Source organism: Prodigiosinella confusarubida (genome assembly GCF_002847015.1).
Lineage (GTDB): Bacteria > Pseudomonadota > Gammaproteobacteria > Enterobacterales > Enterobacteriaceae > Prodigiosinella > Prodigiosinella aquatilis.
In genome coordinates, this window is sequence record NZ_CP025085.1 from 3,702,982 (window position 1) to 3,727,193 (window position 24,212).

Below are 24,212 nucleotides of genomic sequence, written 5' to 3' on the forward strand. Positions count from 1 at the left end.
TGTTGCCCCCCTGCTTCTGATGGATACTTGCCAGGCTCACAGCTACGTTAGCCTCTGTGGTGTGCCGCCGGTAGTTAGTAAAAATACTAGTTTTTCGTAATGAGGAAGCTGGCACCGTGTTTGCATGGTGTCTGATCGGTAGCAGTATTTGTGCCCGAATAGGCAAGTGCCGATGAAGAGGAGATGGTTTCATGAAGGTCGCGGTGCAAGACAGAACCACACCAATGCGGGAAACAACGGTGAATAGCGCGTTTAGCCAACTTTTCGCGCAGACATCCCGTCTTGGTTTTGACGCGCTGATTTATGACTACACACCCGTGCCACGTTCGCTGGAAGGTGAGTTGATCACGCCGTCGATACTGCATATGTACAACGTGCCTGCCGATATGCAACGGCTGTGGAGTGAGAGCGGTTATTATCAGGTCGACCCAGTGCAACATTATGCGTTGGAAAGCTGTGCCCCTTTCATCTGGTCTTATCAACGGCCAGATAGCACCTCACTGCACAATCGGCTCAGCGACAAGAACAAACCCGTCACTCACTACATGTGTGACAACAATATGCCCAGTGGCGCGACCGTGCCGTTACATCTGCCTCATGGTGGTTTCGTGACCGTGACGGGCATTCACACCGGTACCGGGCATGAGCTGGATATTCATGATGTACTGGCCGAATTCAGCTTGTTGGCACAGACTTTTCAGGAACAGATCTATCCGCTGTTTGATGACCGTGTTCTCACCTGCCATCATGTGCACTTGAGTAAACGCGAGCGCGAATGTCTGTCCTGGGCGGCTGAAGGACTGACGGCCAAAGAGATCGCCCGCAAACTTAACCGTTCGATCGCCACCGTGACGCTGCATCTTAATACCGCGGGGCGCAAACTCGGCGCCAATAACCGGGTACAAGCGGTGGTTCGCGCCCTGCACTATCGTCTGCTCGATAGTTGAGCACGCGTCAGAACGCCGTGCTTTTCTATCTTTTTTACTAGCTGTTCAATACCGTCCGGACGTTTACCCTGTGGTTATTATTCACCGACAAGGGAAACGTTATGTACTACATCACCGAAGGCTACGCGCCTTATCTGGAATATCAGACCTGGTATCGTATCTGCGGCAACCTTCACAATGGTATGACGCCGCTGGTCGTGGCACACGGCGGACCGGGATGCACCCACGACTATGTGGATGCCTTTCGTGATATTGCTAAAACCGGCCGGGCAGTCATTCATTACGACCAACTGGGTAATGGCCGCTCCACTCATCTTCCCGACCAACCCGCTGATTTCTGGCAGCCGTCACTGTTTCTGGCTGAACTGGATACCCTGTTGTGTCATCTCGGTATTGAAAACAACTACGCGCTGCTCGGACAATCCTGGGGTGGCATGCTGGGTGCCGAACATGCCGTCACCAATCCGCCGGGTCTGAAAGCGCTGATCATCGCCAACTCGCCAGCCTCAATGGCCTTATGGTTGCAAGCCGCATCCCGTCTGCGTAGCGAATTGCCAGAGGAGGTGCAGGCCACGCTACTGGCCCACGAATCTGCTGGTACGCTGGACAGCGACGAGTACAAAGCCGCCTCTCAAGTATTTTACCAGCGCCATGTGTGCCGCCTCGATCCCTGGCCAGACGACGTCAAGCGCACCTTTGACGCCATGGACCTCGACCCGACGGTCTATCACGCCATGAACGGCCCCACCGAGTTCCATGTCATCGGCAGTATGAAAGAGTGGACGGTGATTGATCGCCTGTCCGCTATCGACGTCCCGGTACTGCTGATTTCTGGCTATTATGACGAAGCAGCACCGGAAGTGGTACAGCCTTTTGCGGATCACATCAAGGATGTGGAATGGGTGATTTTCGAACACTCCAGCCACATGCCGCACGTTGAAGAACGCGAAGCCTGCATGGCCAAAGTAGCGACGTTTCTGCAACAAAAAACGCCCGCCTGAACATTTCCCTCATTGGCAGAGATCATTTCAGACCGGCTTTTATCACCAGCCTGACGGGAGCCTGAAGCGGAATCACAGTAATATGATGACGCTTCAGACTACGCGTCATTACCCCGGGAAGGTCAGCGTGTTCCCAGGAGCCTCCCGATGGATATGCAGAAACTGCATATGACGTTCGTACTGATCAAGAATGTCATTGATGATCTGCTCTTTACTGTAATCCATCAGATCATTGCCCTGAGTTCCTTCCATAAGATAGGTTTCCAACCGGTAATAATGAGATTTTCCTGAGCGCGCCCGATAGGTAAATGCCGGTATCGAATAGCGTTGCGGCCAGATCTGATACACAAAGTTCTCCTCATCACCCAGCCGGACCAGCAATTCCAGATGGTTCAGGCGTTCATCGTCCTGCGGCGGCAGTTCGTTGAATTCCACTTTCGCACCACGCAACGCCAACTCCCGGGCCACGTCCTGCATGGCCGGACGACAAACTGTATTCAACATCTCCTCGGTATGGGTAGTACCAGGATAATTCATCACCCGGGACAGACGCTGTTTCCAGTTCAGCACTTCATCGCCAGAAACCGGTATTGGTGCGAAGATTTGCTGCGACCCAGCTTTACGGTAATCCTCCACTTTCAATGATTTATATAAACCAACCATGACAAAAAACATCACAAAACTGAACGGTAATCCCATTATCACCGTGGTGTTCTGCAAAGCGGTAATACCGTCGGTCATCAACATGCCCAACGTCAGCGAACCGATAGCCAAAGACCAGAAAATCCGTAGCCAGTTGGGTGCGTCATTATTGATGTCAGTCAGGCGAGAGGTGAAGTTCCCTAGCACCAGAGAACCCGAGTCCGCCGAGGTGACGTAAAATAGCAGACCGGTGATGGTTGCCACTGACGCGCTGAAGGTAAATCCGGGATATTGTGCCAGCAAGCTGTAAAAACCACGCTCCGGATACGCCATCACTTCTTTGGCAAAACCGATATTGCCATGCAGAACCTGATACAGCGCACTATTCCCGAAGATAGACAGCCACAGCAAGGTGAAGATAAACGGAATAACCAGTGTTCCCGCCACGAACTGACGGATGGTCCGGCCTCGTGAGATACGTGCCAGGAACAAGCCGACAAACGGTGACCAGGCAACCCACCAGGCCCAGAAAAATAGCGTCCAGCTATTCATCCAGTCGGTCGGTCGATCAAAAGCAAAACTGTTTAGCGTCATCCCTAAAAAGCGATTGATGTAGTCACCCACATTGAGCACCAGTGCATTCAGCAGAAATGCCGTATCGCCCCAAAACAGCAGAAACAGAATCAGTCCCATAGACAGCAGCACGTTTAGCTCGGAGAGAAAGCGGATACCTTTGTTAACACCAGAGGTTGCCGAGACGGTCGCCATCACCACAGACAGCATAATCAATGCTGCTTGCGCCGTCAGGCCTTCCGGAATGTGGAACAGAACATTGAGGCCGTAATTAAGCTGCACCACGCCGATCCCGAGTGTCGTGGCAATGCCAAAAATAGTACCGATGACGGCAGCGATGTCCACACTGTGACCAATCGGGCCGTAAATACGCTTACCGAAAATCGGATAAAGCGCCGAGCGAATGGTCAGCGGCAAATTGTAGCGGTAACTAAAATACCCCAGGGCAATCCCCATCAACGCGTACATTGCCCAACCAGTCAGCCCGTAGTGAAACAAGGTCCAGACCATCGCCTGACGCGCCGCTTCCAGGGTTTGTCCCTGGCCTTCCGGCGGCATCATATATTGTGTTACCGGCTCGGCGACCGAAAAGAACATCAGATCGATACCGATGCCCGCGGCGAACAACATCGACGCCCAGCTTAACAGGCTGAACTCTGGCTTGGATTGTTCAGGCCCGAGTTTGATGGAACCATAACGCGAGGCCCCGATATAAATCACAAAGACGATATAGAGCGTGGCGGCCAGCAGATAGTACCAGCCAAACGTAACCGACACCCAATTGAGAACAATACCGATCCATTTATTGGAAAGTACGGGATAAAAAATAGTCATTAACGTGAACGCGAGGATCAGTCCTGCGGACGTAAAAAACACCACCGGATTTATCGTATCCTTTTGCGGTTTTGTGTCGATGTCTGAAGTCGCCATCGTTTCCCCTGCATAGGTTTAAAGTTAAAGCTCCAGAGTGAGTTGGGTAAGCGTGCCTTAGCGCATATCAAGATGAAGTAAGCCAATGACACCAGGCTAACCACGGGAGATCCGCTGAGTACACTTGCCTTCCTCCACTCGTTACGAACCCAAAAAAATCATTAATTCTCTGTAGAGAATTAATGCCTGAAATTCAACAATCACCGACCACAAATCATACAATTTATTAACGCGGCGGTAATAAAATATATTCATTTTTGATTGAACGTTCAATCAAAAAAAAGTTTAATGGACATAATCGAAGACAGACGGTCCATCAGAAGACCGCTTTTCTGATGGCATTTATTGATTGGATTGATGGGAGTCAAACCCGTGCCCAAAGTAGGAATGCAGCCGATAAGACGGCAGCAATTGATTGAGGCGACACTGGCCGCAGTGAACGAAGTAGGAATGCACGATGCGTCGATTTCACAGATTGCACGTCGGGCTGGCGTATCTAATGGCATTATCAGTCACTACTTCCGTGACAAGAATGGCCTGTTGGAAGCGACCATGCGTTACTTGTTAAGTCGCCTTGGCGAGGCTGTCACACAACGGCTTGCCGCGTTGAACGACAACGATCCACGTACCCGTTTGCGAGCCATTATCGAAGGCAATTTCGATGAAAGCCAAACCAACAGCGCCGCCATGAAGACCTGGCTGGCATTCTGGGCCAGCAGTATGCATAGCCCTCAGCTCTATCGGCTACAACGGGTCAATAATCGCCGACTTTACTCAAATTTATGCACCGAATTCAGGCGTTGTCTGCCTCGCGATCATGCGCGACTGGCCGCCAAGGGAATGGCGGGCCTGATTGATGGATTATGGTTACGCAGCGCATTGAGTGAGCAAACCTTTAACCGCGATGAAGCCCTGCTGATCACCCATCAGTTTATTGAGCAGCAACTGAATGGCGTTTAATCGCCACGAAAAAGACTGGAGAAACCATGTCCCGCTACGGCTTACAAAAACTCTATATCAACGGTGCCTATACCGACAGCACCCGTGATGACACTTTCGATGCCATAAACCCGGCCAACGGCGAAATCATTGCGCAAATTCAGGCCACCAGCGCAGCGGATGTTGACAACGCAGTGGCCGCCGCCGAGCACGGGCAGAAAATATGGGCAGCGATGACCGCCATGCAGCGTTCGCGCATCCTGCGACGGGCGGTGGATATCCTGCGCGTACGCAACGATGAACTGGCGGCGATAGAAACTGCCGACACCGGTAAACCCCTGTCCGAAACCCAGACGGTCGACATTGTGACCGGCGCTGATGTGCTGGAATATTACGCCGGGCTGATCCCGGCGCTGGAGGGACGGCAGATCCCACTGCGTGACAGCGCGTTTGTCTACACCCGCCATGAGCCACTCGGCATTGTCGCCGGTATCGGCGCATGGAACTACCCTATCCAGATAGCCTTATGGAAATCGGCCCCGGCGTTGGCGGCAGGCAACGCGATGATCTTTAAACCGAGCGAAGTCACATCGCTGACCGCCCTCAAACTGGCGGAAATTTATACCGAGGCCGGCTTGCCGGATGGCGTGTTCAACGTATTGACCGGTAGCGGTCAAGAGGTGGGACAATGGCTGACCGGACATCCGGGTATTGCCAAGGTGTCTTTCACCGGCGGCGTCGTCAGTGGCAAAAAGGTGATGGCCAATGCAGCAGGTTCAACGCTAAAAGAGGTCACCATGGAGTTGGGGGGAAAATCCCCGCTGATTATTTTCGACGACGCGGATCTCGATAAAGCCGCAGATATCGCCATGATGGCCAACTTCTACAGCTCAGGACAAGTTTGTACCAATGGAACACGGGTGTTTGTGCCGCAATTATTGCTGCGCGCCTTTGAGCAGAAAATTGTTGAACGCGTGAACCGCATCCGTATTGGCGATCCTGCCGATCCGCACGTCAACTTTGGCCCATTGGTCAGTTTTCAACACCGGGATGCGGTGATGCGCTATATAAATAGTGGTAAACGCGAAGGTGCCACGTTGCTGACCGGCGGACATTGTTTGACGGAAGGCCCGCTGGCACAGGGCGCGTATGTCGCACCGACCGTATTTACCGACTGCCGTGATGAGATGCAGATCGTGCGTGAAGAAATATTCGGGCCGGTGATGAGCATTCTTGGCTATCAGCATGAAGATGAAGTTATCCACCGTGCCAATGCAACGGAATACGGCCTGGCAGCGGGACTGATCACCCAGGATATCAGCCGGGCACATCGCGTTATTCATCAGCTTCAGGCGGGTATCTGCTGGATCAACACCTGGGGAGAATCCCCGGCGGAGATGCCGGTTGGGGGTTACAAACAGTCTGGCGTGGGACGTGAAAACGGGATCAGTACGCTGGAACACTACACACAAATCAAATCGGTACAGATTGAGTTGGGTAATTTCAGCTCGGTTTTCTAATCCATAAACAGGAGGGAATATCCGATGGAATACGACTACATCATTATTGGTGCTGGTTCGGCCGGCAACGTGCTGGCAACCCGTTTGACGGAAGATCCGACCATAACGGTGTTGCTACTGGAAGCTGGCGGGCCAGACTATCGGCTGGATTTCCGCACCCAGATGCCAGCGGCACTGGCTTTCCCGTTACAGGGGAAACGCTATAACTGGGCTTATGAAACTGACCCGGAACCGCACATGAACAACCGTCGCATGGAGTGTGGGCGCGGTAAAGGGTTGGGCGGATCATCATTGATCAACGGTATGTGTTACATCCGTGGCAATGCGCTGGATTTTGATAACTGGGCCACACTTCCCGGCCTGGAGGACTGGAGTTATCTTGATTGCCTACCTTATTTCCGCAAAGCGGAAACCCGTGACTGCGGCCCGGATGATTTTCACGGTAGCGATGGACCGGTGAGTGTCACCACACCGAAGGACGGCAACAATCCACTGTTCCATGCGATGGTGGAAGCCGGGGTTCAGGCGGGTTATCCGCGCACCGACGATCTCAATGGTTATCAGCAGGAGGGCTTCGGTCCAATGGATCGTACCGTGACGCCGCAAGGGCGTCGGGCCAGCACTGCCAGAGGTTATCTGGATCAAGCCCGTCAGCGTAAAAACCTGACCATCATCACCCACGCACTGACCGAGCGGATTTTATTTGATGGCAAGCGTGCCGTCGGTGTCAGCTATTTCAGAGGTGATGAACGCCGTGCCAGAAATGCCTGTGCCCGCCGGGAAGTTTTGCTGTGTGCTGGTGCCATCGCCTCGCCGCAAATCCTGCAACGCTCCGGGGTGGGGCCAGTTGAACTGCTCAACCGGCTGGATATTCCGCTGATACACGATCTACCCGGGGTCGGCGAGAACCTGCAAGATCATCTGGAGATGTACCTGCAATATAGCTGTAAACAACCCATATCGCTCTATCCGGCGTTGCAGTGGTTCAATCAGCCACAGATAGGCGTGGAATGGTTACTAAAAGGCACCGGTGTGGGTGCCAGCAATCAGTTCGAGGCGGGCGGATTTATTCGTAGCAGCAAGGTATTTGACTGGCCGAATATCCAGTATCATTTTCTACCGGTAGCCATTAACTACAACGGCAGTAATGCGGTGAAAGAGCATGGTTTTCAGGCACATGTCGGTTCAATGCGTTCACCAAGCCGTGGTCGTGTGCAGGTCAGGTCAAAGGATCCGCGCCGGCATCCGAGTATCCTGTTTAACTACATGTCGACAGAACAGGACTGGCAGGAGTTTCGTGACGCGATCCGCATTACCCGCCAAATCATGGCGCAACCGGCATTGGATCCCTATCGTGGACGGGAAATCAGCCCCGGTGAACAGGTACAAAGTGATGAAGAGCTGGATGCCTTTATCCGCGAACATGCCGAAACGGCATTCCACCCGTCATGCTCATGCAAGATGGGTAGCGATAAGATGGCGGTGGTGGACGGTCAGGGACGCGTGCATGGTATTCAAGGGCTGCGGGTTGTCGATGCGTCCATCATGCCACAAATCATTACCGGCAATCTTAACGCCACCACCATCATGATGGCCGAAAAGATAGCCGATCGCATACGAGGTCATCAGCCGCTGGCGAAAAGCACGGCCAACTATTTCGTCGCCGGAGATACGCCGGCCAGAACAGCACCGGTTAGAGAAATTGCCTGACAGATTCTGATTTCGCCCACTCAGGCCGCTTTCGGACAAGAGTTGAAAGCAAACAGTAAAAAGTCCCATTGCATAACAATGGGACTGAGTTTGATGACAACGTCTGTATGGCGGCGATAATGAGAAGATCGTAAAGACGCTGCAAGTCCCTCCCTGTAAGCTCAAGCCGCGCCATCCCTGGCGCGGATGCTTTACTCTTCTTTCTCATTATCGCCGTTCTGACGCTATACATGATGTTGTCGACGGTCTGAATCCCATTGCATAACAATGGGACTTCAGTTTGATGATAACCGTTCTGGTTCTGACCCCTTCCCTTGCCAGGGGAAGGACGTTATTAACGACAGAGAGAGGGTCGTTTAACGCGTTCCTTCCGACATCCGCTTCGATGCCATAAACCGTGCAGAAACCAACCCGTACAGCGTCCAGCCGAGGAACGTCACAATCGCGCCCCACATCATCGCATCTGAACCGGAACTGTACAGTGCATAAAAACTGTACAAAGCACCGATAAAGGCAATCACATTAGCGATGCGCGCTTTACCCGCCTCAATACCAGACATTTTCTGAATCACCAGTAACGCTGCCATCGACAGAATATACGGAATGATATTCGTCACCACCGCCAGATTAACCAGTACATCAAACTGTTTACTCAGCGACGGACTAATTGTCATCAATGACATAGCACTTTGCAGGATAACAATGACCAGCATGCCTTTAACCGGCGCATCCGCTTTGGAGACTTTTGAGAAAATCCTGGGGAAAAAACCGGCATCGGCAGAAGACTTAAACACCTGAGCAATAGTGAACTGCCAACCCAGCAGAGAGCCCACACAGGACATCACCATTAATGCCATGATGATTTTACCCACTGTCGGATTAAACATATGGGCAAACGCCAGACCAAATGGTGCATTGGAATTGGCCAACTCCATGTTAGGCACAATCCCGGCGATAACATTGGTTGAGATAATATAAATGACTGCCGCGCTTAATGTCCCGCCCAATACTGCGATAGGGACGTTACGTTCAGGGTTTTCCACAGTTTCGGTGTTGGCGCAAGCGGATTCTAACCCCAGGAATGCCCACAATGTCATGGAGATAGACGACCCGATAGCTTCAAACGTTGGCACATGATGCGGATTCCAGGACGAAACATAGGCGTCACTGCTGAACCAGAACCAACCGAACAGGGATATTCCTACTACCGGGATAATTACCCCCCACACGGTGATACTACTAAGTTGCCCGGTAATCCGTGCGCCACCGAAGTTGGCGACAGTGGCCAACCATAGCACGCCGATGGTCGCGATACAGATACCAAACGGCGACAACGACGTATCCAGCAATTCGATGCCATAACCGACCGCCGAAATCGCGATGGCAATGTTGGCGATCAGCAAAGAAACCCCGTAAGTGTAATTTGCCATAAAATTACCGGGCTTGCCGAAGGTATATTCAGCGTATCCACCCATTCCTCCGGGCTTACGACTTAGCATGCCACATTTGGCAAAAGCGAAAGCCAGTGCCATTGAACCAACCGCGGTTACCAGCCAGGATATAATGGATATCGTCCCTACTTCGGCTAATTTGGTGGGAAGCATAATAATACCTGACCCCATCATATTTACGGTCGTCAAAATCGTGAGCGAGACTACGCCCATTTTATTATTGGACTTACTCATAGTTAATCTCTCTTTCTGTTTTCCCTGGTGATAATGTATTACTGACACAGGGTATTTCAGTAAATTCACTGGTATTAATTAGCAATTAATGACATAGCCATAAGCTCTTTTTATTCCATCATCGTCCTGTTGGATATAGACACCCTGTAATTCTGGTGCGAAACCCGGCAATAAATTAATACCTTCTTCCAATGCCAGAAAATAATGCAGTGCCGAACCACCCCATATTTCTCCGGGAACCACACATAATACGCCGGGAGGATACGGTAATGCGCCTTCTGCGGCGATCCGCCCTTCTGCTTTACACAGCGGAATTAATTCAACATTACCGCGAACAAGTTCAGTATTGGCATCTTGTGGATTCATGGCGATGGCAGGGAAATAATCTTTGCGGAACATCTCTTTCTGTAACTGTTTGACATTATAACTGACATAAAGATCGTGCATTTCCTGACAGAGTTTCCGTAGGGTATAATTTTTATAGCGGATCTCGTTATTTTTATATATGGTAGGTAACACCTCGCTCAGCAATGTATTTTGTTCAATATGTTTTTCAAAACGGGCAAGCAATGCGACCAGATGCTGCATTTTGGCAATATCTTCTGCCGGAGTCAGCAGGAAAAGAATAGAATTGAGGTCACATTTTTCCGGCACAATACCATTTTCACGCAGGTAATTGGCTAATACCGTAGCCGGAATACCGAATTCAGTATATTCACCGGTATTGGTATCAATACCCGGTGTCGTCAACAGTAATTTACAAGGATCAATAAAGTATTGTGATTCGTCATAACCACTAAATGCATGCCATTTTTCACCGGGAATAAAATTAAAGAAACGCAGATCATTGGCCATGACAGCGGTATCGTAATCCTGCCAGGGGCGGCCATCCACAGTAACCGGCACAAAAGGCTTAATCATCTTACAAGCTTCCAGCAGCATCTTGCGCGCTTCGATACCCAACTCAACACATTCGCGCCATAAGCGACGTCCACTCTCCCCTTCATGCATTTTGGCGTTGATATCCAATGCGGCAAACAATGGGTAAAACGGACTGGTGGACGCATGTAGCATAAAAGCATTATTGAAGCGTTTATGGTTGCAATAACGGGGTTGTCCTTTGATATGTTTATCTTTTTTATGTATTTGCGATGTCTGTGAAAAACCGGCTTGCTGTTTGTGTACCGATTGTGTCACCAGAATCCCGGGATCGTTTTCGTTCAGTTCCAGCAGCAACGGCGAGCAGTCTTTCATCATGGGAATAAACTGTTCATAGCCAACCCAGGCAGAGTCGAACAGAATGTAATCACACAGATGGCCTATTTTATCCACGACCTGGCGCGCGTTATAAATGGTGCCGTCATAAGTACCGAGTTGAATAATGGCCAATCGGAATGGCCGTGCTTCGCTGGCGCGTTCCGGGGCAACCTGGCGGATTTGATCGCGCAGATATTTTTCCGTAAAACAGTGGGCATCAATACCGCCGATAAAACCGAACGGGTTACGGGCCGTTTCCAGATACACTGGCGTGGCGCCAGCCTGAATCAGTGCACCATGATGGTTGGACTTGTGATTATTACGATCGAACAGCACCAGATCGCCGCGGGTTAATAACGCATTGGTGACCACTTTGTTGGATGCAGAGGTTCCATTTAAAATGAAATAGGTTTTGTCGGCGTTAAAGACCTTAGCCGCGTGAATTTGCGCGTCGCAAGGGGCACCTTCATGGATCAGTAAATCCCCCAGTTTGACATCTGCGTTACACATATCCGACCTGAATATCGTTTCGCCATAAAAATCAAAAAACTGGCGACCCGCAGGGTGTTTACGGAAGAATTGCCCCCCTTGATGCCCCGGACAGGCAAAGGTTGAATTACCCATCTCCACATACTGTTTTAATGTATTAAAAAACGGCGGCAATAGCTCACTTTCATATTTTGCCGCTGCCGCTTCCAGTTGCCGACCATAAAAGTCAGTATTCGCTGTACACAGTTCAAATACCCCGGTCAACGACGATAACGTCGTACTGTCTAATTCTTCTTCACAGCAAACCGCAATAAATATCGGGATAGAGAATCCCGTATTTTCTACCTGTTTAATCATGCCATTATTAACGTCATCAACTGAAATCACGACCGCCGCAATATCAGTAAAATCAGTATGATTAATATCCACCACTTCCCTTTGTATTTCGAAGCAGGATTGTACCGATGTACTAGTGGCAATTTTTAATTTTTGCATCTGGTTATCTTCTTTTATTTTAGGGTGAATCAATCCCGTCAGACCGAATTAATCGGTCCAACTTATTACTTGCCTAATTCAGGGCGCAAGGAAGCCTGACAATTCTTGTATACTTTAAATAATTCGAGTTACAGGAAGGCGGGAAGCTAATAAATCCCGATGAGATTACTCACGTAAGTGATTCGGGTGAATAAGCTCGGCCAACACACATGCAACTTGAAGTATGACAAGTAGAATTGTTCTTCCGATTACCGTTGACTACGCAAACATGTAATGCCGTAAGTTACAGCAATGATTACAATAATTAAGGACGTATCCAGTGATACCAATTATTGAAGACAAAGCATCACCTTTCGAAAAAAACAATCGAAGTGAGTTTTTGTTTCAACAGAGATGGATGACAGTCCGTAATAATTGAAAATCAAAATTAACGGATGCCATTGAAGAAGGGCGACTATTTTTTATTGAAGTAGGCAAAAGTAAAACAACTGCGACAAGACATCTTCATTAGATGAGTAACCCGCCTGATATGCGGCATAAAACGGTTATTGTTTTCCATTTTCTGACACCTTCTTGGGTTGATGATTTAGCGCTAATTCTAGCGTTAAAAAGCCATCAAACGGTGATATAGATCAATTATTCCCGCTCATTATAAATAACCATGCAGTCAGAAATGGATTTATTTGCATAAAAAAACACTTATTTTGACTTTTATTTTATCCTTTATTTATACGTTAATTTTATTATTCTATTTTTAAATCATTATTTCATTAACAGTCTGGAAACATTAATGGTTTTCTTGCTAAGTAATATGCCCCATTATAGTGCAATGCCGGGGGGGACATGTTCATAAGGTGTTACCTGCCGGGAAGAATTTATGGCAGATGCAGAGAATCAAAACTGGAGTGCATAAATATTGCATAATTATGCATTATTGAAATTTAACCGAATTGCTGAATATGTGATGCAGTTCAAATAAACAGGTTGTAAAAAATATCCACATCAGAACGGGGAAAAGCGAAAACCAACAATAATTCATTAAATACAATTAGTTATATGAGTAACTTGTCGCATGAAGATAAGCATAATTTTATCGTTTCAGGGAGTAATGCTGTGAACAGGTGAAAATTTTCGGCCCTCGGTTCAAAGACAGGTCGTTATCTGGAATCAGTACACAGCACAAACAAAAAATCTGAGAACGGTATATCACCCCTCTCAGACCATAATCACTGCGCCATTTAAAGAATTAATCACTCAGACGCGGAACCGCTTACGTCGTTATTCCTGTGTGAGGGCTATCACGCCCTGCCCTTGCTGCACAGCCAGACAGGAAAGGCGACCGTTAGACGTCTTCCAACCCCAGAGAACGCAGAACCCGCTGGTGCACCTGCAAAATATTGCGGGTATCCCGTGGGGCGATCCAGACAATATTGCTGGTCGCCACCACGCCCAAAACCTCTGGCAGAGCGTGGTGGTCAATGACTCGCGCAACCGCCCGCGCATAACCGGAAACAACGGAAATCAGGATAAACTCATGGTTATGTTCAACATGTACCACCATATCGGCGATCGGTCGGGAAGCATCCGGTTCAGGTTGCCCTTGTGGACTAAGTGCATAGATTTTGTGTCCTTTCGCGTTTCTGATTTTAATGACGCCGAGCAGCGTTAACAGCCGGGAAATAGTGGATTGACTAATCCCCTGGTACCCACGCCGTTGCATTTCCTTACGTAGTTGCTCCTGAGAACTATAGCTATTGCCAATAATTAGCTGCTGGCAAAGAGCCAGTTGAGCCTGTTCCTTATCGAGTGTTGTTCGAGATTTCTTCACCATAACGACAATCCTGTAGACAATAGAGTGCCAAATTTATAGGAAATAAAGGGTTTACTAAGGCAAATTTGCACATCAGCCGCAGAAACGATTACGCAACGAGATACAGCCGAAAAACGGCGTGCTTACAGAAGTACCCCCAGACTCAGAGCGACCATCAGCAGTACAGTCAGGATCGCGATTAACGGCGCGACCCATTGCAACCAACGCACATAGGGAATACGGGCAATTGCCAATCCACCCATCACAACAGCGGAAGTAGGTGTAATCAGATTGACCACGCCGGAAGCGGATTGATATGCCGTGACGACCAGCTCGCGCCCGACGTTGGCAAAGTCGGCCAGCGGCGCCATGATGGGCATGGTGAGCACCGCCAGACCGGAAGAGGAAGGCACCAGAAAAGAGAGCAAGACTTCAAGCAGGAACATCACGTTAATGAACAGCACCGAGGACAACCCGCTTACGCACTCTTCCGCCTGATTGAGAATCGTGTGTGTGATCATCCCGTTGTCCATAACGACCACAATGCCGCGGGCAATGCCGATAATCAGTGCCACACCCAGCAGATCCCTGGCGCCATCGATGAAAGTGGAGGTCAGTTCTGCTTCACTCATCCGGGCAATCAAGCCGATGATAATCGCTGCGGCCAGGAAAACGCCGGAAATTTCCCCCATCCACCAGCCCCGAACAGATACGCCGTAAATCATCACGGCGAAAGCCAGGGCAAAAAGGGTTAGCACCACTTTGCGGGTAGTGGTAAACGGCAGTATCTCATGGCTTTTATTGCCCAAAAAATGCTCACGATCGGCGTCCAATTGATCGGCTATTATCGACGCGGCAGGATCTCGTTTCACTTTACGGGCGTAACGCATGACATAAGCGACACAAATCAACCAGCCAATAATCAGAATGGCAATGCGCAAACCGATACCCGCCGTAAACGGAATTCCCGCCGCGTTGGCGGCAATCACGGTAGCGAATGGATTGATGGTGGAGCCGAGTGTACCGATGCCCGCCCCCAGCAAAACCGTTGCTGCGGCAACAACCGCATCAAAACGCGCCGCCATCATGACGGGTACCATTAGACTGTAAAAAGGGAGCGACTCTTCCGCCATGCCATAAATGGTTCCCCCGGCGGCAAACAGGGCCATCAGAATGGGGATCATCCACTCTTCGCGCCCCTTTAAGCGCACTGTGACTCGTTCTATCCCGGCATCAATCGCACCCGTTTTAGTCACAATGCCGAGAAACCCCCCCACGATAAGAACAAATAGCGCCACATCAATGGCACCAGCTTCATTAGTACGATGATTGTATAGACCATCGATCGGCGCCAGCAGCACATCCGTGATCCCCTGTGGGTGGGAGGCCACCGGATGCCAGGTTCCGGCCACTGGCACCTCTTTGCCCAATGTGGGGTTCATCTTCATATCATATTGACCCGCCGGAATAACCCAACTGAGCATGGCCATGAGTGTGATAAGTAAAAAAAGAATGGTGTAGGCTGAAGGGAATTTAAATGTTTTCATGATGTTACTTCCTTGCGCAGTGCATTAAGCACTGACAGGTGTGGTAAATAACCATCGCGGAATAAGCACCGGAGAAAACGAGACCCCCATCATCCCCGGTGGCGACAACTACCTTGACGCGGATCAGGCATTAACCTGCCAGCGTGGCAACCATGACGGCTTTGATGGTATGCATGCGGTTTTCTGCCTCATCAAAAACAATGGCGTTCTCGGACTCGAAAACGTCGTCCGTCACTTCCAGCCCTTTTAACTGGTAAGCCAGTTCAATCTCACGGCCTACCTGGGTGTGCTCATTGTGAAAAGCGGGCAGACAGTGCATGAATTTGGCCTGGGGATTACCGGTAGCCTCCATCACGGCACGGTTGATCTGGTACGGTTTCATCAAGCTGACTCGTTCGGCCCAGGCCGACTTGGGTTCCCCCATTGACACCCAGACATCGGTGTAGAGGAAATCGACCCCTGCGACGCCTTCATCGACAAACTCGGTCAAGGTAATACGGCCTCCGGTCTGGTGAGCAATGTCCCGGCACTGCTGTACCAGCGTGTCTTCCGGCCAGTAGGTTTTCGGTGCCACCAGCCGGATATCCATGCCCATTTTGGCGGCACCGACCATCAATGAATTGCCCATGTTGTTGCGGGCATCGCCCAGATAGGCAAAGGAAAGCTGGTTTAGTTGTTTACCCGGCGCATGTTCCAGCATGGTCATCAGGTCGGCCAGAATCTGGGTTGGATGGAATTCGTCGGTCAGACCATTCCATACCGGTACACCAGCAAACCGGGCCAGTTCCTCAACAATGGCTTGACCGAACCCGCGATATTCAATGCCGTCATACATTCTGCCCAGCACGCGGGCGGTGTCTTTCATCGATTCTTTATGGCCAATCTGTGAACCGCTGGGGCCGAGATAAGTCACTCGCGCTCCCTGATCAAACGCGGCCACTTCAAATGCACAACGCGTGCGGGTGGAGGTTTTTTCAAAGATCAACGCGATATTTTTACCGGTTAATTTCGGTTGCTCTGTACCGTTGTATTTGGCCTTTTTCAAATCAATGGCCAGGTTGATCAGGAACTGGATTTCCTCGGTAGTGAAATCCAGCAGCTTCAGAAAATGGCGGTTATATAAATTAATAGACATTATTTATTCCTTTAAAATCAATTACATAATTTTTACGCATCAGGAATTTGGCGCACAGTATTCCTGACCGTGAATAACGGTTTAATTAACCAGGTGTTATTTATGCGAAACGGATGAGGGTGCCTTTTTTCCCGGCCAGAATAGCCGCACCATCCGCGAGTGATCCGATGCCTGCCACCCCATGACATTGATTGACAAACCCACAAGCGGCAGCGATTTTAGGCCCCATGGAACCGGCATCGAAAGACATGCCCGCCAGATCGCCGGGCGTGACTTTATCCAGTGGTCGCTGGGTGGCTTTCCCCCAGTCGAGGTAGACGGCGTCGGCGTCAGTCAGTATCAGCAAAGCATCTGCCTTGATTTGACGCGCCAGCATGGCGGCCGAAAGGTCTTTATCGATAACCGCTTCGATACCCGATAGCTGGCCCTCGTGGTTACGGACCACCGGAACCCCACCGCCACCGTTGCAGATAACCAGATGGTCACGCGCAATCAAGGTACTGATGGCATCGCTCTCAACAATGCGTTGCGGTTGTGGTGATGCGACAACACGACGGAAATGCCCACCATCCGCTTTCATGATCCAACCTTTTTCCCGCCGAATAGTTTCGGCCTGTTCCTGCTGATAGACCGGACCGATATATTTTGTTGGTTGAGTGAAGGCTGGATCGTGCGGATCAACCTCCACCTGCGTCAACAACGTACTGATCTCATACTGCGGCAAATCATTGTGCAGGGCCTGTTGCAACAGGTAGCCAATCATGCCCTGACTTTCCGCCCCCAGAATATCCAGCGGATAAGGGGTAACCTCGGTATAGGCGTTATTCTGTAGTGCCAGCAATCCAACCTGTGGGCCGTTGCCGTGTACCAGCACCACACGCCAGTGTTCAGTTAGACCGGCAATGGTCCGAGCGGCCAGTTCGATATTACGGCGTTGAACTTCCGCTTCCAGCGGTTCGCCCCGTTTGAGCAAGGCATTGCCACCGAGCGCAACAACCAATGTTGGTTTTGTCATTCTGTTTCTCCTGTGATGTAGCTCAGATAGCGTCACGTTCAAGTGGGCAACTCATGCAACGCGCACCACCACGTCCCCGTCCGAGTTCATCACCGGGAATAGGTAACACCGTAATGCCTGCCTTATCATATTTCTCATTGGTCCATGTATTGCGCTCATAACCAATCACCACACCGGGACGCACAGTCAGGACATTATTGGCATCGTTCCACTGCTCACGCTCTGCTTCAAAACGGTCGCCACCGGTAGTAATCAGCCTGACGTGATCAATACTTAGTGCCCGCTCAATGGCTTTCAGGAAATTCGCTTCCTCCTGACGTTTCAGCCCACCATGGCCGTCGTCGGTCAACGTCCAGCACTGGGTGTCGTTACTCACGATTTCGGGATAAACAGAGAACGTGTCGACATCAATATGTGTCATCACGGTATCAAGGTGCATACAGGAGCGGTGTTTCGGCAATTCCAGCGCAATAACGCAATCGGCCTGTTTATGCTGGAATAAAGACCGCGTCAGGAATTCAACACCCTGGGGAGTAGTGCGCTCGGACATACCAATTAATACCGCACCACGACCGATAACTAATACATCGCCACCTTCCAGCGTGGCATGATCGTAATTATTGTTATCATCACCGAAATACTTGATAAACCCACCTGAGGCAAACAGCGGATGCCAGCGGTATATTGCCCGCAGATTATTGGTTTCTCGCTGACGCGCAACTTTTGCCATTGGATTAATGGAAACACCGTTATATATCCAGCATGAAGTATCCCGGGTGAATAAATGATTGGGTAACGGCTTCATGATAAAATCCGTTTCCCGATTGGTGTCCACTACCATATTACTGAACGTTTCGGGAATTTCGTTATATGTCAGCCCGCCGGTCATAATCCGGGCCAACTGACGGTGTGGCTGATCAGCAAGCCAGCCACGAATATCAGCTGCAAAAGAAGGGCCTAAACGGTAATCAGAAATCTGGGAATTTAACAGCCAGTCTTTGGCTTCTGGCAATTCCAGTGTTTCGGTAAGCAAATCTGTCAATAATAAAACCTCGACATTTTGCTGACGCAGGACATTAGAAAATATGTCATGTTCCTGACCAGCTCGTTCAACCGACAGCACATCATCAAATAATAATTCCTGACAGTTTGAAGGGGTTAGTCTTTTCAGACTTAAATTTGGCCGATGCAACATTACACTGCGCAATTGCCCTATCTCTGATCCGACATAATGTTTCTGCATGGTGATTCCTTTTAAATAAAACAGACAATATTAATTCGCGGTAAATAATGAATATTTACCAATTAACGTTTTTATTCCTGTCTGGAATACGTGGCCATATTATTTAATAGCGATGGGTTTATTGTGACTGAGATCACATGACGATATCTGAAATAAATAAACTTCTTTTTTATTGAGCCAGCGCATTGTTTTATTTATTTAAATAAAATCAAATTTGAATAGATAACATGAATAAGGACTTTTTATTTTCAAATGGACATTTTTAATTTATGAATCACCATTTACACAATTATTTAACCGCTTGATATTTATCATATGTTTTTCTTATGTTTAATAAGTATACTTTCTGCGCGATTAATTATTTTACATTAGTCAAAATTATCAGAATTGTTATTCATAAATATGCAAAATATGATAAAACATATTCTCGTGACGCAGTCGTCATTTTTTTTAATTCTCTATTAATAACAGCACATTGAAATAGTCGCATAGATAGCGTGAGTAATTACCTATTCAGTATAGTTGCATAAGCATTTCTCTTTAATTTGTCTCTGTTTGTATAATAAAGAAATAGTTATGTACTGTTGTCTGATTGAATATTGGAAAACCGATAGCAGGCAGAAGAAAAAAGATACCCCGGTGGTTTGAAATCCATACTCGTCATCTTTTAAATCACAGGCGTTTTATCTGCTTTCAATGACCCGGTCCATCCCTGGACCTCGCCTCTTTGAGGCCGTTGTGAGCCACATTCAAACCAATCCTTCAGGGATTTATTCGTTTGTTCCTTTACAACAGATTGAAATATATTGGGTATATACCTTTTTGACTATTTCCCCAGTTCGCTATTGGAGATGGTGTGATAGAGAGAAGATACCGGTTTATAGCATTTTCCATCCAGTGCTTCCCAATCCAGATCGTCGAGTCTAACTGCGGTGACTTGCGGTGAGTCGTAATAACGAATGGCATACACGTTATTTATCAGATCTTTGCTTACTACCCATTGGGTGTAATCTTCTGCTCCTTGTTCACCCGGTTCCTTGAGAACCCCTTTGGGAATGTCGGTTGTATTAAGAATATGGAAAGCCAAGTTCATTGCTTCATCCGAACTGACTGGTTGATCGGCAAAGCTGGTTATGGCAACAGCCCGGACAAAACGACTTGGCGGAGTCAGGTCACCGGGCATACCAAGCAACCCGGTTCCATTGCCTGTCGCCTCTACAACGTATGAGTTGAAGGAGGCCGTTGTAATATTGGTTTTTTGCAAATTGACATAATTTCTCAAATTTTGAAGATGCACTGGAAATTCAGGAACATTAGTACAAACATGCACCGGATTATTATATATGTGCATTTTCCCCGCGATAAATTCGATGACAATGCTATGTCCCGTGGCATCATTGATGGAGTAGTGAAGAGGAAAGAAATCATTCGAGTCACTAATACCAAGATCTTTATAAGAGATTTTAGAGACATTGACTTGTGGCTGCGTGCCCGGCAGAGGTTCATACTCAAAAAATGTGTGAAGGTCAGCCCCATCCGATACGTTTCTGCCTAGTGCGCTAATGACCTCATTGCAACGAGAAAAACTACTGAGCATCCATTGTAGAAAATCGACGCTGGAGATGGTATTGGCCGGATTTATATTCTCAGGATATTCGCTACCGGGCAACCATAGCATGCCACCAGAAAGTCCGTCGGTATTCATACCATCGACTGCCACATCAAGATTAAAGGCATTCATGCTCACGAAACTATACTTTCCTATCCAACTAAATTGGCATCGCTCAAGGCGCGCCGTTGAGTGGTACTGGTATCCCGCCTTGCGGAAAAATAGTCTTGAACCCAGTTCATCGGCAAACTCCATTGAACGTCCATTTACCGCATATTCGTTACCATTTTTGTTAATTAAGAAATCTAAGCACATGGTGTGTATCCTTTTATTAGGTTTGCTGCCATCAAAAACAGTTAACACAGAGTCTGAACTGTAAGTCACCCGGATAATCCAGATGATAGAGACTTATTCTTATCACTCTTACATAACGACACTTTATAAATAATAGCTGGTTTTTTATATCTGGCTAAAACACTGGCAGAATACCAAGACAAACCACTGTCTTATTAAGGCCGCGCATTATCTCTGATAGAAAAAAAGGATGGCCATAATAGCCAAAAAAAACGTCACATACCAAAATTCGGATTATAAAAATTCTCATCGAGAATAATATCGATTTAATCCACTAAAAATTTACCATACCGACATATCAACACTTTTACTCAAAATTGTATCGATAAAACCGTGCAGCGCCATAGCGGAATCCGCTGTCTTAATAAAGATAGACATTATAGTTGCACTATCCTGCGAATTAGGATGGACAACATCCAGGTAAAACCATTACTTTATCTCCAGGCATGTTGAAATTGACTATACCCGTCACTTTTCAAGTTGCAGGAAAGCGGTAAGTGAAGGCGTCCCGATGAGCTTACTAAAGTAAGTGATTCGGCTGACTGAGAGGATTTCCCGATGAGCCAGATAAAAAAGGAGAGTGTGCAATGAACGTTCAGTCTACGTTTCATAACAATGGACTACCAGAGCTGACCATGACAGGGCAAGCGTTGGATGACGCAGGGTTTACGGCGGGAACATGGTTTCATATCCAGCTATACCGCAACGGGTTGGTACTCACCCGGCTTAGCGACGATACCGACATTGCCGAACTGATGACACAGTTGGATAGCACTGAACAGGAAGGCGCTGACTGGGTACATGACAACGGTGAAATTTATCTGGCGGGCGACTGGCTTACCCGCAGTGGGTTAATGGCCTCAACGCATAATATTGAGCTGTTGCCCGGTAAGATCATTATCCGAGCTGAACAACATAGTATGCTGGCGTAATATAAATCCCGGATATATAAAAATAGCCGGGAATATTTTATGATTATGTCGGGCTAAATGCCTGTTCTGCTTTTTCCTAAAAAATGAAATGACATAACCTATTTACCTGTTACTGCTAATTTGCAGATATACATATCATTAATTAATTGGTTTACTTTTGCATCATCAATATTTTTGTTGGTTCCACCAGAAACGCCCGTCAGCGCTTTTTTCAAGGTATCCAGATCAGGTGTCAGAAGTTTTACATCAGATTGTTTCTTTTTTAGTTCGTAAGTGATATCGCCTAAATATCTTTTTTCTTCTTCTAATAGCCCTGGGAATAAATTAATGTTATTACTAGCACGTAGAAATTCACCGTTCTTAACTACCACATCATAAATACAATTCGCCGCTTCAGCAGCACTCCGGTAATTCATGGCCTGTGCGGAATACTGGTATCGCTGTGGCAGAATAGAAGAACCTGCCGCTACCCCGCCTCCAGCCCAGGCAGTCGTTGTGGCACCATTAACCCCGGCGACCAATGCCGTGACCGTGCCGATAAAACCCAATTCACTAAAGGCATTCGACTGAGTGACAAGCCCGAATGATTTATTACTCCAGACATCACGATATAAAATCGCCAAAGTCGTCATTTTTTGATACCCATTTATATCTTCATTAAGTACATTATTTATCTCTTCAGAGGAAGGCTCGGTGACGGGCACGGGATAGGGACTAACACACCCTGTAATTAGCATACACATTATTAGCATATATGTTCTTTTCTCTGCGTGAGTCGTTTTCATAATAGAACCTCTGCCATTGATGAAACATATCAGTGTCATACCCTATTTTTATATTTAGACTACTACGAATGTTTTTACATAAAAGGGCAACAATATATTTTCATGCAATTGTATAAATCCGAGAATATTCTATGAATAACGTACTAATATATTTGAATAGCTATGTATATTCTGAATAATTCGAGTTGAAGCATTCGATAATAGGTTGTGAGCAGGCGTAGTAGGAACACGTATCAGAAGGGATCTCGCTATCGTCTTATTCTCGATGTTGAGGGCGAATACATCGCCCCAACAATCAAGCCGTCAATAATCCACGAGCCAGATAGTCACCCGTGTTTTTCACCCCCGGCAGTACAAAGAAATAGCCACCACCGATCGGTTTGATGTACTCCTCCAGCGGTTCACCATTGAGCCGTTTTTGTACGGTCAGGAAGCCATTTTCCAGGTCAGCCTGATAGCAGACGAACAGCAACCCCATGTCGAGCTGGCCCGCGTTGGACACACCCAGAGAATAACTGTAACCACGACGCAGCATCAGATTGACGCGTGTCTCGGGTGTCCGTGGATTGGCAAGACGCATATGGGCATCCAGTGGGATCACCTTGCCTGCCGGATCCTGACGGTAGTCCGGTTCGTCATGCTCATGTTTCATACCAAGTGGTGCGCCACTGTCTTTTTCGCGCCCGAAAATAGTCTGTTGTTCCTGAAGAGGAGTCCGGTCCCAGGATTCGACATAAAAACGGATAATTCTCACCGCCTGATAACTGCCGCCCACCGCCCATGACGGCTCCCCAGAGTGCGGACCAACCCACAGAATCTTATCCATCAGTGTGGTGTCGCCGGTGTTGGGGTTGGCTGTCCCGTCTTTAAAACCCAGCAGGTTGATCGGTGTCTCTTTCCCGTTAGTCCGCGCCGCATGGCCAGAAATGAACCCTTCCCGCTTCCAGCGCACACTCAGCAGGTCCGGTGTGTGTTTGATAATATCGCGCAACGCATGCAATACAGTTTCGTTGCTATTGGCACAAATTTGCAGTAGCAGATCCCCGTGACACAGACTGGCATCCAGCGAATCATGTGGGAAACGAACCATACGTTGCAGTTTTAGCGGCTTGTGCGCCTGTAGTCCAAAGCGCTCATCAAACAGAGACGTCCCCACCGACACCATAATCGTCAGGTTATCAGGGTAAATCACCGGTCCCATGATGCCCGAATCCACTGGCGGCAACAGAGGATTAACCGCCGCCACCTCGCCCCCGGTGGTCAGAAAGGCAATGCGTTGGGTCAACAATTGAAACAGGCGCGTTAAGTCGGCCTTGCTGGTCGCGAGTACATCAAATGCCACCAGCAACATCGATGCTTGCTGTGGGGTGGTAATACCAGCCTGGTGAAGGCCATAGAACGACTGTTTTCCCCAACGATCATCCTGTGGTATCGACGGCTTTTCCTCCGCCTGTACCCCCCGGCCTCCCCCCAGCGCCAGTGCGCCACCCATCATACCCAGTCCTTGCAGCAAACGTCGACGCGACGGTGATGCGGCTTCCGGCTGTGGTGCATGTGGCCCATTATGCGGGCCAGTTGTATGACGACTCATGGT

18 protein-coding genes are annotated in these 24,212 nt (G+C 48.6%); 6 read left to right on the top strand and 12 right to left on the bottom strand.

The window, feature by feature from the left end; translation table 11 throughout:
- Positions 1–191: 191 nt before the first annotated feature.
- Together CWC46_RS16945 and CWC46_RS16950 are read left to right on the top strand one after the other, a co-directional pair.
- A complete protein-coding gene (locus tag CWC46_RS16945) occupies positions 192–947 on the top strand; it encodes a LuxR family transcriptional regulator (RefSeq protein ID WP_021015362.1) in 756 nt (251 codons plus the stop codon).
- 101 nt (positions 948–1,048) lie between these two features.
- On the top strand, positions 1,049–1,948 hold the full coding sequence (locus tag CWC46_RS16950) for a proline iminopeptidase-family hydrolase (RefSeq protein WP_021015361.1): 900 nt from the start codon (positions 1,049–1,051) through the stop codon (positions 1,946–1,948).
- Between the two features lie 108 nt (positions 1,949–2,056).
- Here CWC46_RS16950 and CWC46_RS16955 read toward each other — a convergent pair whose 3' ends face one another.
- Entirely contained in the window at positions 2,057–4,093 is a 2,037-nt protein-coding gene (locus CWC46_RS16955) for a choline transporter (RefSeq protein WP_021015360.1), read from the bottom strand.
- Between the two features lie 372 nt (positions 4,094–4,465).
- On the opposite strand from CWC46_RS16955, the gene betI reads away from it, so the two are divergent.
- Genes betI through betA form a run of 3 tightly spaced genes read left to right on the top strand, consistent with a single transcriptional unit; the run spans position 4,466 to position 8,262 of the window.
- A complete protein-coding gene (gene betI / locus CWC46_RS16960; RefSeq protein ID WP_021015359.1) occupies positions 4,466–5,053 on the top strand; it encodes a transcriptional regulator BetI in 588 nt (195 codons plus the stop codon).
- Between the two features lie 26 nt (positions 5,054–5,079).
- Positions 5,080–6,552, top strand: a complete 1,473-nt coding sequence (betB, locus tag CWC46_RS16965) for a betaine-aldehyde dehydrogenase (RefSeq protein ID WP_021015358.1) — start codon at positions 5,080–5,082, stop codon at positions 6,550–6,552.
- Positions 6,553–6,576: 24 nt separating this feature from the next.
- Positions 6,577–8,262, top strand: coding sequence for a choline dehydrogenase (betA, locus tag CWC46_RS16970; protein ID WP_021015357.1), 1,686 nt, complete (start codon positions 6,577–6,579; stop codon positions 8,260–8,262).
- Between the two features lie 356 nt (positions 8,263–8,618).
- Here betA and potE read toward each other — a convergent pair whose 3' ends face one another.
- The 9 genes from potE to CWC46_RS17010 all read right to left on the bottom strand — a co-directional run bounded on the left by potE (position 8,619) and on the right by CWC46_RS17010 (position 20,931).
- A complete protein-coding gene (gene potE, locus CWC46_RS16975) occupies positions 8,619–9,947 on the bottom strand; it encodes a putrescine-ornithine antiporter (RefSeq protein WP_021015356.1) in 1,329 nt (442 codons plus the stop codon).
- Positions 9,948–10,025: 78 nt separating this feature from the next.
- Positions 10,026–12,188: an ornithine decarboxylase SpeF gene (speF, locus tag CWC46_RS16980; protein WP_021015355.1), complete on the bottom strand. Its 2,163-nt coding sequence runs from the start codon at positions 12,186–12,188 to the stop codon at positions 10,026–10,028.
- Positions 12,189–12,642: 454 nt separating this feature from the next.
- The gene (gene speFL / locus CWC46_RS22935) at positions 12,643–12,747 is read right to left on the bottom strand and encodes a leader peptide SpeFL (protein WP_157831385.1); all 105 of its coding nucleotides are present in this window, start codon (positions 12,745–12,747) and stop codon (positions 12,643–12,645) included.
- A gap of 783 nt (positions 12,748–13,530) precedes the next feature.
- Positions 13,531–14,019, bottom strand: a complete 489-nt coding sequence (locus CWC46_RS16985) for an arginine repressor (protein ID WP_021015354.1) — start codon at positions 14,017–14,019, stop codon at positions 13,531–13,533.
- A 122-nt stretch (positions 14,020–14,141) separates the two neighbouring features.
- Complete coding sequence (locus tag CWC46_RS16990) at positions 14,142–15,545, bottom strand: YfcC family protein (protein WP_021015353.1); 1,404 nt, start codon at positions 15,543–15,545, stop codon at positions 14,142–14,144.
- Positions 15,546–15,675: 130 nt separating this feature from the next.
- Positions 15,676–16,680 (bottom strand): ornithine carbamoyltransferase, encoded by a 1,005-nt coding sequence (gene argF / locus CWC46_RS16995; RefSeq protein WP_021015352.1) that lies wholly within the window; start codon positions 16,678–16,680, stop codon positions 15,676–15,678.
- A gap of 100 nt (positions 16,681–16,780) precedes the next feature.
- Positions 16,781–17,695: a carbamate kinase gene (arcC, locus tag CWC46_RS17000; protein ID WP_021015351.1), complete on the bottom strand. Its 915-nt coding sequence runs from the start codon at positions 17,693–17,695 to the stop codon at positions 16,781–16,783.
- Positions 17,696–17,717: 22 nt separating this feature from the next.
- Positions 17,718–18,938, bottom strand: coding sequence for an arginine deiminase (gene arcA / locus CWC46_RS17005; protein WP_021015350.1), 1,221 nt, complete (start codon positions 18,936–18,938; stop codon positions 17,718–17,720).
- Positions 18,939–19,764: 826 nt separating this feature from the next.
- Positions 19,765–20,931 (bottom strand): linear amide C-N hydrolase, encoded by a 1,167-nt coding sequence (locus tag CWC46_RS17010; RefSeq protein ID WP_157831386.1) that lies wholly within the window; start codon positions 20,929–20,931, stop codon positions 19,765–19,767.
- A gap of 557 nt (positions 20,932–21,488) precedes the next feature.
- Here CWC46_RS17010 and CWC46_RS17015 point away from each other — a divergent pair.
- A complete protein-coding gene (locus CWC46_RS17015; protein WP_021015348.1) occupies positions 21,489–21,833 on the top strand; it encodes a SymE family type I addiction module toxin in 345 nt (114 codons plus the stop codon).
- Between the two features lie 98 nt (positions 21,834–21,931).
- On the opposite strand, the gene CWC46_RS17020 is transcribed toward CWC46_RS17015, so the two are convergent.
- Complete coding sequence (locus CWC46_RS17020; RefSeq protein ID WP_021015347.1) at positions 21,932–22,618, bottom strand: hypothetical protein; 687 nt, start codon at positions 22,616–22,618, stop codon at positions 21,932–21,934.
- A 295-nt stretch (positions 22,619–22,913) separates the two neighbouring features.
- Positions 22,914–24,209, bottom strand: coding sequence for an iron uptake transporter deferrochelatase/peroxidase subunit (efeB, locus tag CWC46_RS17025; RefSeq protein WP_021015346.1), 1,296 nt, complete (start codon positions 24,207–24,209; stop codon positions 22,914–22,916).
- Positions 24,210–24,212 lie beyond the last annotated feature (3 nt).